This window comes from Shewanella sp. FeAMO (assembly GCF_053653955.1).
The window spans coordinates 2,146,723-2,163,774 of sequence record NZ_CM132201.1 but is presented as its reverse complement, the minus strand read 5'-3'; the positions used below and the strand labels follow the sequence as shown (position 1 = coordinate 2,163,774).

Below are 17,052 nucleotides of genomic sequence, written 5' to 3'. Positions count from 1 at the left end.
TAACCACATATTTGCCCTCTTGATCAAAGTTTTATGCAACTGGCCTGTACTTGACTTGGGCTTTGGGCCATAAAGGCTTTTTTGAACCTTTCCCACGGCTCCCTAGACAATGCCCTTTTTCAGTGAACCCGCCAAACTCAGTGCCTTCGAAGCCAAATTTGAAGCACAAAAAATCGCCTTCGCTCCGGTCAGTTTTCAGGTGACCCGCTGCCTGCTGCAGTTCGACATCCTCAAGCATATAGATGCCGCAGGCGATGAGGGCATTAGCCTTGAGATACTCAAAGAACAAACCGGGCTGACAGAATATGCTCTGGGCGTTCTGCTCGATATGGCGCTCTCCATGGGGCTAGTTTGGCACAAGGGAGACTATTACATCCTCGACAAGACAGGCTGGTTTCTGCTGCATGATGATATGGCCGCCACCAACCTCAATTTTATCCACGACATCTGTTACCAAGGCCTGTTTCATCTGCAACAGGCGCTGGAGCAAGGCTCTCCCGAGGGACTGAAAGTATTCGGCGATTGGCCCACTATTTACCCAGCCCTGAGCCAGTTACCGACAGAAGCGAAACACAGCTGGTTCGCCTTCGATCACTATTATTCAGATCATGCCTTTGACAGCCTGATGCCGCGCATATTTGCCAAAGGGCCGGCTCATTTGGTGGATATCGGTGGCAATACCGGCAAATGGGCCTTGAAATGTGCCGGCTACAACACACAGTGCCGGGTAACCATAATGGATCTTGCTCCCCAGCTTGAGCTGGCCGCCGAGGCAGCAAAAGCCGCAGGTTTGAGCGGGCGGATATCCGGCCTGGCGTGCGATCTGCTTGCCCCTGACGGCCCCTTTGTGACCGACGGCGATCTCTATTGGATGAGCCAATTCCTCGACTGTTTCAGCGAGGCACAAATCCTGGCCATCCTGCAGGCTTGTGCCAAAGCCATGCCGGCGACAGCCGAGCTCTGCATTCTGGAAACCTTCTGGGACAGGCAGCCCAATGCCGCCTCCGCCTACTGTGTCAATGCCACCTCGCTCTACTTCACAGCCATGGCCAATGGCAACAGTCGTATGTATCACTCCAAGGTACTGCTGAAACTACTGCAACAGGCAGGTTTCTATGTCGATGAAGATATCGATGACATAGGGCTTGGGCATACTCTGCTGCGCTGCAAGCTTAAATAAATTTGAATCAATGAATAATTTAATTTCAATTTTATTAATCAAAGGCCGGTTTTAGACTAGGACCATCAAATCGGAATCTAGAGGTCACAGTATGAAACTCGTTGCCACTACCACTGAAGAACTCAGCACTCGCGAGTCCAAATTCAGTAAAGCCGCCTTCAGGCGGCTGCCAAGCCCACTGGCCGGATTGGCGCTGGCTATCGCCAGCCTGGGCTGGGCCTGGGAAAACGTGTCAGCAGAATTTCCCGGCCTGGCATTGGGCGCAGCGATTGCCGGGATATTACTGTCTCTGCTGACAGTCAAATTCATTCTGCATCCTGAATTACTGAATGAAGAACTGCGCCACCCTGTGGTCGGCAGTGTGCTGCCCACCTTTGCCATGGCACTGATGGTGATCTCCAAAGCCGTAGGGATCCATCTTCCTTTGTGTGGCTTCCTGATCTGGTTGACGGCTATCGCCATTCACTGCTGTTTACTGGCGGCCTTTGTGCTGCATAGAGCAATGGACTTCAACCTGGAGCATATGGTGCCCAGTTGGTTTGTGCCCCCTATCGGCATGGTGGTGGCCGCCGTGACCTTTCCCGGCGCCGAAGCCGGCGAGGTAGGCGCCCAAATCGCTCACATCATTCTGATGTTCGGCTTGGTGAGTTACTTGGTGATGCTGCCTGTGATGCTATATCGCTTGATCTTTTGTAATCCGGTCGCGGATGCAGCCAAGCCGACCATAGCGATTCTGGCAGCACCGGCCAGCCTGTCTCTGGCCGGCTATCTGACCCTGACTCCAGAGCCTGAGCTTTGGTTGGTCGCCCTGCTGCTGAGTCTGGCCCTGCTGATGACCCTGGTCATCTATCTGGCCTTCCTGCACTTGCTGCGCCTCCCTTTCAGCCCTGGGTTTGCTGCCTACACCTTCCCCATGGTGATAGGAGCCACTGCCCTACTGAAAACAGCCGCCTGGTGCAACAGCCAACCCATGCTGCAATCGCTGCACCGGCCACTGGCGTTACTTGGAAATATTGAGCTTGTGATAGCCAGTGCTATTGTCGGCTTCGTCGCTATCAGTTACCTCAGACACTACCGCCCCTGGTCTCTGGGAAACTGAAATTCCCATACACAGAAACCCGCAAGAGCGTGACGCAAATCACGCTTTTGCGATTTATTGGATCTTCAATGGTCCATTGAAATCTACTCAAGCTCCTAGACAAAACAAATTCAACTCTTCACCACGAACAAGTTTAAACATTAATAAAACATTTAACTCCACATAAATTTACAGTAGAGAATAATTTACTAATTAATATGACTAATTAGTCAGCAAGATAGAGAGTCAGAACAAATAAACGCTGTACGTTATATTTATGATAACAAGATGAGTACATTTGGTTTCAGTATAATTTAATTACATCTGTATTATCCTTGTTGCACTTTTTATTTCACTAAGGTTATATTCCTGATACATCCGGAAACATTTTTTAATTAATTCGGATGAAAAAAATAAAAACACACATAAGTATCAGGGAGAAAATAATGCAAGCTAATTCTAAATTAGCCAAAGCAGTGCGCTTTGCGTTAATTGGTGGTGTTGCAACTGCAGCTTATTCCGCACCAGCATTGTCGGCAGAACAAGATCAGCAAACGGCTAATTCTGCCGTTGAGCGTATCTCTATCACTGGCTCACGTATCGTACGTGAAGGTGCCGTGGCCCCTACCCCGGTGACAGTAATTTCGGGTGAAGAACTTCTGTCTACCGGTGTTACCAACATAGGTGAAGCCCTCAACCAGTTGCCTGCTCTAGGTAACACCTATTCTCTCGCCAACTCTGGACGTTACATTGGTACTGCCGGAGCCAACCTGTTGGATCTGCGTACCATGGGTACCGACAGAACCTTGGTGCTGGTTAACGGTAAACGCCATGTTGCCAGCTCAGCGGGAAGCTCTTCGGTTGACGTAAACACGATTCCAAGTGCCTGGGTCGAAAAAGTGGAAGTCATTACGGGTGGTGCATCTGCTATTTATGGTGCAGATGCAGTAACAGGCGTAGTTAACTTCATTCTGAAAAAAGACATTGTCGGCTTGGATATTTCCGCTATCAAAGGTCGAGCCGATGACAGTGGTTTTGGTAAAGACAGAGTTTCGCTTTCTTACGGTACAGATATCAATGATGGTCGCGGTAATATCGCCTTCGCCGCAGAATACAGCGCTCAGGATAGACTCAGAGCGTTCGATCGTGATCAAACCAAAACCTCATTTACCAGTCTGAAAAATACCAACAGACCCAAGGATGCCGACGGTAACTATATCGATTCCAATGATCCGTCTGATCCAGACAAGTATTTCCTGCCAAACGGCGGACATTATAAGATCAGCAACGCCGGTACCTTCTTCCTGGATGGTTGGAAGACCTTCAATCCAGACGGGACTATCCGTGATGTCTACATCGGCCCTAAAGTTGATGGGAACTATTGTGTCGACTGTGACTTCACCAACTTGAGACAGTTTGAAGATCTGCAACCAGAATTCAAGCGTTATAACCTCAACCTGAAGAGCAATTATCAGCTGAATGACGATATGAACCTCTACTTTGAGGCCAAATATGTCAACAGTCAGGCCAGTGATTATGGTCAGCCTGCCTTCTTCTTTGGCAACAAGGTAAACACAATTAAGGTTGATAACCCTTATCTGGATCCCAACCTTGTTGCTCTGATGAAGAGCAACAAGGATGCGGACGGTAACCCTCAGCCACTGGATTCAATCGTCATCAACCGTTTCATGGCCGACCTGGGCCAACGTGTCGAGGACGACACCCGTGAAACCCAGCGCTACGTACTGGGTCTAGAAGGCGTCTTGGCTGATGACTGGGATTATGACCTGTACGCCATCTATGGCCAGACAGATCTGGAACGGGTGAACAAAAATAACCTCATCTATGCCAACTACCAAAATGCCCTCGATGCTGTCATGCTCGACGGTAACATAGTCTGTCGCAGCGAAACCGCCCGTGCTGAAGGTTGTGTGCCGGTCAACATTTTTGGTGCAGGTAACCCAAGCCAGGAAGCCATTGACTACATCAATACCACTTCTGTTGGCACCGCAGTGATCAAGCAAACCGTTTTGGGTGGCACTATCACCAATTCCGGGCTATTCGAACTGCCAGCCGGTTATGTAGGCCTGTCTACCGGTGTTGAGTACCGCAAAGAAGAGAGTGAGATCAAAGAGCCTGAGAATGCTGCAGGCACATTCTTCAACGCCTTGGGTGAAGACAAAGGTGATTTCGATGTCAAGGAAGTATTTGCCGAGGTATCAATACCTCTGCTGGCCGACTTGCCGCTGATCCGTCAGTTGGATATGGATCTGGCCGTACGGTTCGCCGATTACAGCACCATTGGCAATGCGACCACCTGGAAAGCCGGTCTGAGCTGGGAAATCAACGACGAGTTGAGAATGCGCAGTACCTATGCTGAAGCCATTCGAGCGCCTAATATCAGCGAGCTGTTTGGTGCCCCAAGTCAAACTTTCTTCCGGGTTGATGATTCATGCCGTATTGATAACCTCAATAACCTGGCCGATTCTTCCACTCGCCGCAAGAACTGTGCCGCGCTGGGTGTACCTACTGATTTCAATGATCAGTACGATGCCAAAAGCATAGAAGGCAAGAGCAGTGGTAACCGGGAACTGAAACCTGAAGAGTCCACCAGCTACACTGTAGGGCTTATCTATCAACCTGAGTTTATCGAAGGTCTATCTATGACACTCGATTACTGGAATATCAAGATTGATGATGCCATCAGTTCTATTGCGGCTCAGGACATCATAGATCGCTGCCTGGATTCGACCAGTGGTATAGATAACCAGTATTGCGCGCTGATCACCCGTGACCCATCTTCACACCAGATAACGTTGATTCAGAGTCACTCTCTGAACGTTGCAGCCTTGGAGGCCTCTGGTGTTGACCTGGATCTGGCTTATAAGACTGACATTCTGGGTGGTGATTTCAGTGCCAACCTGATTGCGACTCACCTGCTTAAGCGCCGGAACTTCTCCTTCCAGGATAATCCCAGCGATTACGAAGAATTGGCCGGCACTTTGGGATATGCAGATTGGCAGGCCAACCTGACCCTGAACTACAAGTATGAAAACTGGCTCAGCTACTGGCGTACCCGTTTCGTCAATGACGTCAGCTTGTACACAGATAAGGAACTGGCCCGCAACGCAAACCCAAGTTCAAACATGCAGTACGACGATTACTTCATCAGTGATGTCGCCGTGGGTTATCAGTTTGATTCCGGTATAACGCTTAAGTTCGGTATCGATAACCTGTTCGATAAAGACTTGCCTTATGGTACGACCGGTACCACAGCAGGTTCTGCAGCGTACGATAACGTCGGTCGCTTCTACTACACAAGTCTGAGCTATTCCTTCTAAGCTCATTTAAACTGAATATTATTCGGTAAATAAGCGGCGCATTTTGCGCCGCTTATTATTTATTCAACCAACCCCGCAAATGTTAATCAAATGTTTTTATCATGTTTTTAAATGTGGTTACTGATGTTTTTTAATAGTTTCAAAACATCTGATTACATCTTTATTACAATAAATAATCGGGTAACAAGCATTTAACCGCTTGTATTATTTGTATCTTAATGGTTACATTTTGTCGCCGAATTGTTCTATGCCGGCTCGAATAAATACAAAAAGACAAAATAAATATCATAAAAGGATATAAATGATGAATCTCAGTGTCAGCAAAGCTGTGCGCTTCGCCCTCTTTGGCGGCGCAGCAGCGGCCACTCTTAGCCTACCTGCAGTTCAAGCCAACGAAAACGAACAACTGGAGCGCATCGAAGTTACCGGTTCACGTATCAAGCGTACCGACATGGAATCGGCACTGCCGGTAACTGTGATGAGTTCTGAAGACATAGCCAAAACCGGCCTGACAGATGTTTCTGCGGTACTGGCACAAATGCCATATAACACTGCGGGCAGCTTCATCAGCGACGCCGGCAGCTCTGCCAGTAACCATGCCAGCTCGGGCATGCGTGGTCTGGGTTCAAACCGCACCCTGACCCTGATCAACGGCCGCCGTATCGCACCATCAGCCACTTTTGGTGCCGATGCAACCAACCTTAACCTGATCCCTATGGACGCCATCGAGCGCATTGAGATCCTTCGTGACGGCGCTTCTGCCATCTATGGTTCCGATGCCATTGGTGGTGTAATCAACATCATTCTGAAGAAGAACTATGACGGTCTTGGATTCGATCTGAAATACGCCAACCCGACTCAGGATGGCCGTGATGAAATGTCGGCGTCGATGACCTTCGGTAACACAGGCGATAAGAGCACCAGCCTGGTAATCATAGAGCACAAGAAGTTTGATCCTCTCAAGGGTGGTCAGCGTGATCATTTGACCGCCAACTGGGATGAGGCCTATGGCCGCAGCTCTCTGTATGCACCGGAAGGTACCTGGCGCCCTGTGGCTGCCCGCCCAGGCAAAAAAGAAGACGGAACCTTTGAAACGCCAACCTACACAGGTAACTATGTACCGGGTAAAGACTGTCCGGCCGATCAAATCGTTCAGAGCAAAGATGGTCCACGTTGTGGCTATAGCATGTATGAAGGCACCGATTACCTGCCGGATCAGACCAAAGACTCTTTGTTCAGTAACCTGACTTACAGAATTACCGACAACCTGGAATGGTTCGGTCAGGCGATTGTGATGCGTGACAAGTCCACGACTTCCTCTACCGCACTGTGGACCCCTAACCTGTACATAGCTGCCGACAACCCACTGAACCCAACTTATGGCACAGCCAACGCAAGCGAAGTACAGGCTTACCACCGTCTTACCGGTGTGGCCGATCGCAGCACGACGTTCAAGTCCGATGTGATTGACGTGGTTACCGGTCTGAACCTGGAGCTGGATGCCGGTTCACTGAACTGGTATGTACAGTACTCAGATCAGCAGGTAGACATAAGCACTGACTCCTATGTGTTTGAAGACAACCTGCAACAAGCCGTAGACGCCGGCCTGTACAACCCATTTGTTCTGGGCGGCAATGCGACTCAGGCAACCCTGGACAGCTTCCTGCACACCGCCACCCGTCAAGCTGACTCCAAGACCACAGCGACTGCCATTTCCTGGGCTGCGCTGGCTCCTATCGCACTGCCAGGCGGTGACATAGGTTATGCCGTGGGTGCCGAGTACCAGAAGATGGAATTCAGCGATCGCCGCGACGCGCAGCAAGCTGCCGGCAAAGTACTGGGTACTTACGGTGGTGACTCCGCCGGTGAGCGTAACTACAAGGCTGCCTTTGTTGAGCTGGAACTGCCGGTCACTGACGATCTGAACATCAAACTGGCCAGCCGTTATGACCAATACAGCCTGCCGGACGAAGGCCAGCTGTCCAGCTCTATCAACCTGCGTTACCAGTTGTTGGATAACCTGGTACTGCGCGCCTCTTACGGCCAGGGTTTCCGTGCTCCGTCACTGGATGATCTGCTGGGCGAAGCCGCTACCAGTTATGACAGAGTGATCGACACCAAAGGCTGTCAGATGCTGCCGGCTGACCAACGCGAAGGCGCTGATGTGTGTGAGTCAACTCAGTATCTGCGCAAGAGTTCAGGTAATCCGGAGCTGAAACCTGAAGAGTCTGATCAGTATGCCTTCGGTGCAGTGTGGAACATCACTGATGATATCTCTCTGGTTGTGGACTACTACAACATAGAGATCAGCAACCAGGTCAGCTACGTTGGTGCCCAGACTATTCTGGATCTGGAAGCCACGACCGGCCTCGGTGCGTACGATCCTAAATATGTCTATGTGAAGCGTGATACCGACGGCAAGATTGAAGAGATTGGCGCCGGCTACATCAACATGGACGGGGTACAAACCTCGGGTCTGGACGTCTCTTTCAGCTCGCGCTTCGAGCTGGGTAACTACGGCAACCTGAAGTTCGCACTGGAAGGCACCTATGCACTGGAATACACAGAGCAGGCCAGCCCGGTCGACCCACGTTACGACGTGCTGGGTACCAAGGGATATCCTGAGCTGCGTTTCAACTCCACCTTCAGCTATGAGTACGATGCCTTCAGCGCCTCGCTGATCGCCAAGTACATAGACTCCTATGCCGGTGAAACGCCACAGCAGCAAGCTGCCAACATCGACAAGCAGGACTTCGGTTCCTTCACCACTTGGGATCTGGCCATGAACTATGACTTTGACAAGTTCGGTAAAGTCACAGTCGGTGCCCGTAACCTGTTCGATGCCATGCCTGCGGTGAACTATGAGCTGTCCTACCCAGGTTATGACGCCGATACCCACAACATTATCGGTCGCGTAGTCTACGCGGGTTATCAGATCCGCTTCTGATAAACGCTTTAATAGCCAAAAGCGCAGTCATTGACTGCGCTTTTTTTTGTTTAATTCCATCCTCAACAATCAAGCATGGAGCTTCATTCCGCTTTGTCCTGTGTGGTAACCAAAACTTCCCGTACCGGCAACCATGCCTGACAGCCCAGCATGGCCAAGAGGGAAACCAGCAAGGCCGGTACCACAGGGTGAATATGAAGCGGCAAAGGCAAGGCCAGCCATTGCAGCATTCCATAACTCAGCAATCCGGAAATCATCGCGGCAAACACCGAGTTGCCAGTCAATGAAGGCCAGAATACCGCCGCCAATATTGGCCAGAGAAACACCGCCTGCAGCGCGCCGAAAGCCGCCAGATTGAGCCAGACTATCATGGCCGGCGGCTCCAGCGCCCAGTAACAGGCGAGCGCAGCAATCATCAACATGACAATGCGGCTCAAACGCAGCTGGCTTTGCGCCGAGGTTTGTGGCCTCACCTTAACCCAGGCATCCCGCACCAGACTGACCGCCGCCTGCAGCAACATGGAGTCCACCGACGACATCACGGCGGCGATGGGCGCCGCCAGCAACACCCCGGCCAAAAGTGGCGAAAACAGTCCGGAGATCAAGGTAGGCATGATTTCATCCGGTACCTGCAAATCGGGATAAAGTGCCCTGCCCATCAAACCGATAAGATGCGGTAACAGTGTCATCAAAACACTGATAAGGGTGCCCCAAATAATGCCTTTCTTGAGCGCCTGGGTATCTTTAACCGCCAATAAACGCACCACAGTATGTGGCAGCCCAAGCGTACCGAAACAGATAAGCACCCAAAACGACAGCATCATGGGCCAGCCCAGTTGCCCTTCATTGCCGTGGGGCTGCAACAAGGCCGGATCTTCGCTGGCCACCTTGGACATCAACTCTGTCATACCGCCATGGCCAAGCAGGGTGAAAAACAGCAGCAATAGCCCCAGTAGCATTACTATTCCCTGAAAGGCATCTGTGATGGTCACCGCCCTAAACCCACCGCTCAGGGTGTAAGCCAACACTGTCACCACAAACAGTGCCAGCCCCAGGCTGTAGTCGATACCGCTGACCCCGGCAAACAACCTGGCGCCACCGATAAACTGCACCGTTATCATGGCGATAAATCCAAGCACCAAGGAGCCCAGCGCCAACGTGCTGACTCCTTTATGTTCGAAGCGAGCGTCCAACCACTCAATTAAGGTGGCGTAAGGCGCCTTGGCCGCGAGGATCTTCGGCCCCAGCACTCCCAGGGTCAGCATGGCGACCGGCACCTGGATCAAGGCAAGCCAAACCCAGCCCAAACCTATCTTGTAGGCGGCGCCCGGACCACCGATAAAAGAGCTGGCGCTGGTATAGGTGGCCACCAGCGTCAAGGCCAACATGGGGCCATTGAGAAAACGGCCACCGATAAAAAAGCGCGCCGCCTTATCCTGATAGAGGCTGGCCTTGTCTTGTCTGGCGGCAATAAAGCGGGTCAACACCAGGCTGAGCAACAGATAAAGTAATACGGGGATAAGAGTGGTCACTCTTTATGCCCTCCCCGGCCAAACAGGTAGAAGAGTCCCATAATGAAAAACAGCGGGGTCAGGATACAGGACAGCCAAAACCACAATGGCAGGCCGTAATAGTCAGGTTTTGAGTCCCAGACACCCATATCGGTCAACAGGGGCCCCAGAGCCCACAAGAGGGCGTAAATCAGGGTAAGTATGATGGCCAGACGTGCCATGGATGACATAACGGCCTCCTTGGATTGCTCCTGGGGTTGGAGCGTGACAGCAAAAAGAAAGCGTTGATTCTAATCAACTCTTCCCCCGAGTGCCAAGGCATGACTCAAGTTACGCTTTGGTTGTGGGATAAAGTTATCACCCGGTTACCTGATGATATTCCGTTAACTTTTTGACTGCATGCCGAATTAACCATGACAGGACTCACAGCCCTGAGCCTGCTCCCGAACAGGTCACAACGGCCCAAAATTCAAGGCCTGGTTCAAACTTTGACACCGATTTGTGAAGCGGTACGAATAAGGATTTGCTTAAATAGACTGTCGGCGGATCCCCCAGTGTCGGCGCTATGGCATACAATTGTTAACCTGCTCGCAAAATTTAGCTTTTCCCTGTGGGTAAAGGCCGATATCAGATGCCGACAGCACGGCTCTGTGTTAATATTTTTGTGGTAAATTGGTAAGACCAATTTTAGAGTTCGATGCATAACGAGCGATTCTTTGAACAGACTTTCTCGGGGTAGCTAAAACCTCAACCTGGGCTCTGTAAGTAAAGAAGATGGAGATTGCGGCAACATGGGAGATGTAAACATTTCCAGTTTGCAACCATTCATCGCGAGCAACAGCACAGATTGGACTTTTATAACGTGTTACAAGCTTATGCTTGGGTCAAACACCAAATAGAAAGCACAGGCTGCGGTAGATAACGCTGCAAGATAATTAAGATTGTGGTGAATTGTTTCAAGACGGTTTTTCAGGCAAAAAAGGAATGGCGAAAGGTAGTTTAATTTCATAATTCAGATTATACGGCGATTAAATTGATCTGAATCACGTAATTTAATTACATTCTGCTTATAGTTAACGAATTCGATGGCTCAAGGGTCATCACACAGAACAAGCGATAAATGAATTTCATAACCTAAACCGGTGGCCAGCCACCAAATGAGCGAAAGAAGGCAGCTATGAACAACAGTCCTAGCCCATTTGATGCATCAACCCCTGCCAATACTGCGCAGAAGGTCGAGGATGCGGCCGTCGTCAAAATCGGCCGCGATACCCAGTCGACCCTGTTGCTGGCCATGACTGCGGGGGTGTTTATTGGCCTCGCGTTTATCTTCTATGTTGTCGCCACTGCCGGTGGCAGCGCCCTTCCCTACGGTCTCAACAAACTCATCGGTGGCCTGTGCTTCAGCCTGGGCCTGATGTTGGTGGTGGTTCTGGGCGGCGAACTCTTCACCTCTACTGTATTAACCATTACTGCCAGAGCCAGCAAACGAGTCACCACCAAGGCCTTACTGCGCAACTGGGGGCTGGTCTATCTGGGCAACTTTATCGGCGCCATGCTACTGGTAGGTCTGATGATCACCGCCAAACACTATGATGCCGGCCACGGTTTGATAGGCCTTGGTTATATGAAGACAGCTCAGGCCAAACTGCACCATGACTTTTTCCAGGCCATCGCCCTCGGGATCATGTGTAACATCATGGTGTGTCTGGCGGTATGGATGGCCTATGCCAGTCGCTCGGTCACTGACAAGCTGCTGGCCGTGGTGTTGCCGGTTGCCATGTTTGTCGCCGCAGGTTTTGAGCACTGCATTGCCAACATGTTCCTTATTCCCATGGCCATTATCAGCAAAAATATGGCCGGCACTGAATTCTGGACAAGCGCCGGGGTCAGCCCCGAGCAGTTTGCCGATCTCACATGGAGCCAATTCGTGTTCCATAATCTGGTTCCCGTCACTCTGGGTAATATCGTGGGGGGAGCTTTATTTGTAGGGTTGACTTACTGGTTTGTGTATCGCCGTCCCTTGCTGGCCAAGCAAGGCAGCGAGGCCAGCAAGTAACTTTATCTCAACTAGAAGGTATGAGTACTATGACCGAGAAAACTGAGCTGTTTGCAAGCGCATGGGAAGGCTTTGTTCCCGGCGATTGGAAGACCGAAGTCAATGTACGTGACTTTATCCAGAAGAACTACACCCCCTATGAAGGTGATGAGTCTTTCCTGGCTGGCCCCACCACTGCGACCACAGCCCTGTGGGACAAAGTCATGGAAGGCATCAAGCAGGAAAACCGCACCCACGCTCCGGTCGACTTTGATACAGACAAAGTCTCTACCATAGATTCCCATGATGCCGGCTACATCAATCAGGAACTGGAAACCATCGTTGGTTTGCAGACTGATGCGCCACTCAAACGCGCCATGCTGCCCAACGGTGGTATCCGCATGGTTGAAGGCTCCTGCGCCGCCTATGATCGCGAGCTGGATCCTGAAATCAAATATGTCTACTCCGAACTGCGTAAGACCCATAACCAGGGTGTGTTCGATGTTTACACTCCGGAAATTCTCGCTTGCCGTAAGTCAGGTGTACTGACAGGTTTGCCCGATGCCTACGGTCGTGGCCGTATCATTGGTGACTACCGTCGCGTAGCCCTCTACGGTATCGACTACCTGATGAAGGACAAGGTTGCACAGTTCACTTCACTGCAGGCTCAGATGGAAGCCGGTGAAGATCTGAGCAACGTTATCCAGTTGCGTGAAGAGATTGCCGAGCAGCACAGAGCGCTGGGCAAGATGAAGAAGATGGCAGCCAAATACGGTTATGACATCTCCGGCCCTGCCAAGAATGCCAAAGAAGCCATCCAATGGACCTACTTCGGCTATCTGGCCGCGGTGAAGAGCCAAAACGGCGCCGCCATGTCTCTGGGTCGTACTTCAACCTTCATCGACGTTTATATCGAACGCGATCTGAAAAACGGCGTGCTCACCGAAGAGCAGGCTCAGGAAATGATCGACCATTTCGTGATGAAACTGCGTATGGTGCGCTTCCTGCGTACTCCTGAATACGATGAGCTGTTCTCCGGCGACCCAATCTGGGCTACCGAATCTATCGGTGGTATGGGTCTGGACGGTCGTCCACTGGTGAGCAAGACCAGCTTCCGCTTCCTGCACACCCTATACAACATGGGTCCAAGCCCAGAGCCAAACATCACTGTGCTTTGGTCTGAGCAGCTGCCTCAGCCATTCAAGAAATACTGCGCCAAAGTGTCTATCGACACCAGCTCCATCCAGTATGAAAACGATGACCTGATGCGCCCTGACTTCGAGTCTGATGACTACGCCATCGCCTGCTGCGTGAGCCCCATGGTTGTGGGCAAGCACATGCAGTTCTTCGGTGCCCGTGCCAACTTGGCCAAGACCATGCTGTACGCCATCAACGGCGGTGTGGATGAAAAGCTGAAAATTCAGGTCGCTCCGAAGGCAGATCCTATCACAGACGAAGTGCTCAACTATGATGACGTCATGAGCCGCCTCGACGGTCTAATGGACTGGTTAGCAACTCAGTATGTCACTGCGCTGAACACCATCCACTACATGCACGACAAGTACTCTTACGAAGCCGCGCTGATGGCGCTGCACGACAGAGACGTACGTCGCACCATGGCCTGTGGTATCGCCGGTCTGTCTATTGCTGCCGACTCCCTGTCTGCCATCAAGTATGCCAAGGTGAAACCGGTTCGCGATGAAAACGGTATTGCCGTAGACTTCGAAATCGAGGGTGATTATCCCAAGTTCGGTAACAACGACGCCCGTGTTGACGACATCGCCTGTATGCTGGTTGAAGGCTTTATGGCCAAAATTCGTGACAAGAAGATGTACCGCAACGCCATCCCAACCCAGTCAATCCTGACCATTACTTCCAACGTGGTGTATGGTAAGAAGACAGGTAATACTCCGGATGGTCGCCGCGCCGGTGCACCATTTGCCCCGGGTGCCAACCCAATGCACGGCCGTGACGAAAAAGGCGCTATCGCTTCACTGACCTCAGTAGCCAAGCTGCCCTTCGCTCACGCTCAGGACGGTATCTCTTACACCTTCTCCATTGTGCCCAATGCACTGGGTAAAGATGAAGATGCCCGCCGCACCAACCTGGCCGCGCTGATGGATGGATACTTCTCCCACAAGCCAGGCCATGAAGGTGGTCAGCACCTGAACGTCAACGTGATGAACCGTGAAATGCTGGAAGATGCTGTCGTCAACCCTGACAAGTATCCACAGCTGACCATACGTGTTTCAGGCTATGCAGTGCGCTTCAACTCACTGACCCCTGAGCAGCAGCAAGACGTGATTACCCGTACTTTCACCAAAGCACTGTAATCCGCGTTTGAAACCAGGCTGCAGCGGCCGCCGCTGCAGCCATTCCAAGGAGAGCACATGACAGTAAAAGGACGGATCCACTCGGTGGAATCCTTTGGCACAGTAGATGGTCCCGGCATTCGCTTTATCGCCTTTATGCAGGGTTGCCTGATGCGCTGTAAATACTGTCACAATCGCGACACCTGGGATCTGGATGGCGGCAAGGAAGTGACGGTCGCGGAGCTGATGGAACAGATAGTCAGCTACCGACCTTTTTTAGAAGCCAGCTGTGGTGGCGTGACCGCCAGCGGTGGTGAAGCTGTGTTACAGGCTGAATTCGTTGCCGAGCTATTCAAGGCCTGCAAGGCCGAAGGCATTCACACCTGTTTGGACACCAACGGCTTTGTCCGTAAATACACCGAAGTGATCGACCAGTTGCTGGACAACACAGATCTGGTACTACTGGACATCAAACAGATGGATGATGCCAAGCATATAGATCTCACCAAGGTCAGCAACCAGCGAACATTGCAGTTTGCCGAATATCTGGCAAAACGAGGCCAGAAAACCTGGATCCGTTACGTGGTTGTCGGAGGCTATACAGACGATGAAGCCTCTGCCGAAAAACTGGCTGAATTTATCAAGCCAATGACCAATGTGGAAAAAGTGGAATTACTGCCCTACCACGAACTGGGCAAACACAAGTGGGAAGCCATGGGGGAGCACTATGAACTCGACGGCGTATCGCCGCCGGATCGCGAAACCATGGAGCGAATAAAGGCTATATTTATCCAGAAAGGGATCAATGCCGGTTACTGATTCAGAGCTCTTCCCAAAATCCGGCATCGAGACGTTCAAAGGCCAATTTAAGGATCTGCGCCATATCCATATAGCAGGCCTTGGCCCCTAAAGGGCGACTGCTCACCCCAAGCCCGGAAAGCTTGGCATTGAGTTGATTTCCCCAATCGAGCAAGGACAGCGGCAAGGGATGGCGAGCACGCCAACCCAGCCACAGATAGCCCTGCAAAGGCAGGCTGAGAAAGAACAGAAAGATAGCTATGGCCTGGGGAAGATAGTCCCAACCATAGAAATAGAGTGGCGCGGCAGCCGATAGCATGGCCAACACAGGCATCAACTGCAACGCCAACTGAGTGGCACGAATAACGCGAAACTCAGGAAAAAAGAAACCCAGTTGTCTGACCATGGGCCAGGTCTTCATATAACGATGACCTTCCCTCACGGTTTTGAGAAAGTTAAGGCTCAATCAAGGCACCTGAAACAAGCATAATATTGCTTTTACCTTAGCACAGTTCCCTATTCGGCCCCAACAACGGCTTGACGGCAGGAACGCAGTGAAACAGGTTACAGGCGAGTCCAGTTCACCCGTAACTCATTAATTAAAAACGGCGAAAGGTTTTTAACATGTCTAAAAAACTGGTATTGGTTCTAAATTGCGGCAGTTCTTCTTTGAAATTTGCAGTCATGGATGCACTCACGGGCGATGATCAGATCTCAGGTCTGGCCGAGTGCTTTGGTCTGGAAAACTCCCGCATCAAATGGAAACACAATGGCGAAAAGCATGAAGCCGCACTGGGCGCATTTACCGCGCACCGTGAAGCCGTGGAATTTATTGTAAACCAGATCCTGGCTCCCCTGCCTGAACTGGCGTCACAGATCCTAGCGGTGGGTCACCGTATCGTGCATGGCGGCGAAAAATTCACCCGCTCGGTTATCATTGACGACCAGGTGATCAAAGGTATCGAAGACTGTGCCTCACTGGCACCGCTGCACAATCCGGCGCACCTGATAGGTATTCGCGCTGCCATGGCCTCGTTCCCAAGCCTGCCTCAGGTTGCCGTGTTTGACACCGCCTTCCACCAGAGTATGCCTGAGCACGCCTTTGTCTATGCCCTGCCCTACAAGCTTTACCGTGAGCATGGCATTCGTCGTTACGGCATGCACGGCACCAGCCATCTGTTTGTCAGCCGTGAAGCGGCCAAGGTGCTGGGTAAAGAGCTGGCCGACACCAATGTAATCTGTGCTCACCTGGGCAACGGTGCTTCGGTCACGGCGGTTAAAGGCGGCAAGAGCATGGATACTTCCATGGGCCTGACACCACTGGAAGGCTTGGTGATGGGAACCCGCTGCGGCGATATCGACCCCTCCATCATCTATCATCTGGTGCACCAACTGGGTTACACCCTGGAGGAGGTCAACAACCTGCTGAACAAGCAGAGCGGCCTTTTGGGGATCAGCGAACTGACCAATGATTGCCGTGGTATTGAGGAAGGATACGCCGAAGGTCATAAAGGTGCCACACTGGCACTGGAAATCTTCTGCTATCGTCTGGCAAAATATATCGCCTCCTACACTGTGCCATTGGGCCGTCTGGATGCCGTGGTCTTTACCGGCGGCATAGGTGAAAACTCCGACATTATCCGCAAGAAAGTGCTGGAACTACTGTCCATCTTCAACTTCCAGGTCGATGATGAACGCAACCTGGCCGCCCGCTTCGGCAATGGCGGAATTATCACTAAAGATGAAGGCACTCTGGCCATGGTCATTCCCACCAATGAAGAGTGGGTTATCGCCGAAGACGCTATTAGTTTGATAGAAGAATAATATGACCAATCAGCCGCCTGGTT

At 51.4% G+C, this 17,052-nt stretch carries 11 protein-coding genes; 8 read left to right on the top strand and 3 right to left on the bottom strand.

The window, feature by feature from the left end; translation table 11 throughout:
* The first annotated feature begins 109 nt into the window (after positions 1-109).
* From ACWAU4_RS09695 to ACWAU4_RS09680, 4 genes are all read left to right on the top strand, one after another.
* Entirely contained in the window at positions 110-1,180 is a 1,071-nt protein-coding gene (locus tag ACWAU4_RS09695) for a methyltransferase (protein WP_208125853.1), read from the top strand.
* A 91-nt stretch (positions 1,181-1,271) separates the two neighbouring features.
* Positions 1,272-2,279: a TDT family transporter gene (locus tag ACWAU4_RS09690; protein ID WP_025011784.1), complete on the top strand. Its 1,008-nt coding sequence runs from the start codon at positions 1,272-1,274 to the stop codon at positions 2,277-2,279.
* A 425-nt stretch (positions 2,280-2,704) separates the two neighbouring features.
* Positions 2,705-5,599, top strand: a complete 2,895-nt coding sequence (locus ACWAU4_RS09685; protein ID WP_044734326.1) for a TonB-dependent receptor — start codon at positions 2,705-2,707, stop codon at positions 5,597-5,599.
* A 301-nt stretch (positions 5,600-5,900) separates the two neighbouring features.
* Positions 5,901-8,546, top strand: a complete 2,646-nt coding sequence (locus ACWAU4_RS09680; RefSeq protein ID WP_208125851.1) for a TonB-dependent receptor plug domain-containing protein — start codon at positions 5,901-5,903, stop codon at positions 8,544-8,546.
* An 83-nt stretch (positions 8,547-8,629) separates the two neighbouring features.
* Here ACWAU4_RS09680 and panF read toward each other — a convergent pair whose 3' ends face one another.
* Together panF and ACWAU4_RS09670 are read right to left on the bottom strand one after the other, a co-directional pair.
* Positions 8,630-10,078, bottom strand: coding sequence for a sodium/pantothenate symporter (gene panF, locus ACWAU4_RS09675; RefSeq protein ID WP_025011782.1), 1,449 nt, complete (start codon positions 10,076-10,078; stop codon positions 8,630-8,632).
* Complete coding sequence (locus ACWAU4_RS09670; RefSeq protein ID WP_454290552.1) at positions 10,075-10,287, bottom strand: DUF997 family protein; 213 nt, start codon at positions 10,285-10,287, stop codon at positions 10,075-10,077. Before ACWAU4_RS09670 ends, panF begins: the two co-directional genes overlap by 4 nt.
* A 947-nt stretch (positions 10,288-11,234) precedes the next feature.
* Here ACWAU4_RS09670 and focA point away from each other — a divergent pair.
* The 3 genes from focA to pflA are packed head-to-tail and all read left to right on the top strand — an operon-like array spanning position 11,235 to position 15,226.
* Positions 11,235-12,116 carry a formate transporter FocA gene (focA, locus tag ACWAU4_RS09665; RefSeq protein WP_208125850.1) on the top strand — a complete coding sequence of 294 codons (882 nt, stop codon included), beginning with the start codon at positions 11,235-11,237 and terminating at the stop codon, positions 12,114-12,116.
* 29 nt (positions 12,117-12,145) lie between these two features.
* Positions 12,146-14,428, top strand: coding sequence for a formate C-acetyltransferase (pflB, locus tag ACWAU4_RS09660; RefSeq protein WP_028779374.1), 2,283 nt, complete (start codon positions 12,146-12,148; stop codon positions 14,426-14,428).
* 57 nt (positions 14,429-14,485) lie between these two features.
* Positions 14,486-15,226: a pyruvate formate lyase 1-activating protein gene (pflA, locus tag ACWAU4_RS09655; protein WP_025011778.1), complete on the top strand. Its 741-nt coding sequence runs from the start codon at positions 14,486-14,488 to the stop codon at positions 15,224-15,226.
* Position 15,227: 1 nt separating this feature from the next.
* On the opposite strand, the gene yfbV is transcribed toward pflA, so the two are convergent.
* Positions 15,228-15,671, bottom strand: a complete 444-nt coding sequence (gene yfbV, locus ACWAU4_RS09650) for a terminus macrodomain insulation protein YfbV (RefSeq protein ID WP_028779375.1) — start codon at positions 15,669-15,671, stop codon at positions 15,228-15,230.
* 158 nt (positions 15,672-15,829) lie between these two features.
* Between yfbV and ackA the strand changes: the two genes are divergently transcribed.
* Positions 15,830-17,029, top strand: coding sequence for an acetate kinase (ackA, locus tag ACWAU4_RS09645; protein WP_025011777.1), 1,200 nt, complete (start codon positions 15,830-15,832; stop codon positions 17,027-17,029).
* Positions 17,030-17,052: the final 23 nt, after the last annotated feature.

Coding starts and splice junctions, on each gene's coding strand:
- ACWAU4_RS09695 (WP_208125853.1), top strand. CDS start 110: ATGCCCTTTTTCAGTGAACCCGCCAAACTCAGTGCCTTCGAAGCCAAA.
- ACWAU4_RS09690 (WP_025011784.1), top strand. CDS start 1,272: ATGAAACTCGTTGCCACTACCACTGAAGAACTCAGCACTCGCGAGTCC.
- ACWAU4_RS09685 (WP_044734326.1), top strand. CDS start 2,705: ATGCAAGCTAATTCTAAATTAGCCAAAGCAGTGCGCTTTGCGTTAATT.
- ACWAU4_RS09680 (WP_208125851.1), top strand. CDS start 5,901: ATGATGAATCTCAGTGTCAGCAAAGCTGTGCGCTTCGCCCTCTTTGGC.
- ACWAU4_RS09670 (WP_454290552.1), bottom strand. CDS start 10,287: ATGTCATCCATGGCACGTCTGGCCATCATACTTACCCTGATTTACGCC.
- focA (WP_208125850.1), top strand. CDS start 11,235: ATGAACAACAGTCCTAGCCCATTTGATGCATCAACCCCTGCCAATACT.
- pflB (WP_028779374.1), top strand. CDS start 12,146: ATGACCGAGAAAACTGAGCTGTTTGCAAGCGCATGGGAAGGCTTTGTT.
- pflA (WP_025011778.1), top strand. CDS start 14,486: ATGACAGTAAAAGGACGGATCCACTCGGTGGAATCCTTTGGCACAGTA.
- ackA (WP_025011777.1), top strand. CDS start 15,830: ATGTCTAAAAAACTGGTATTGGTTCTAAATTGCGGCAGTTCTTCTTTG.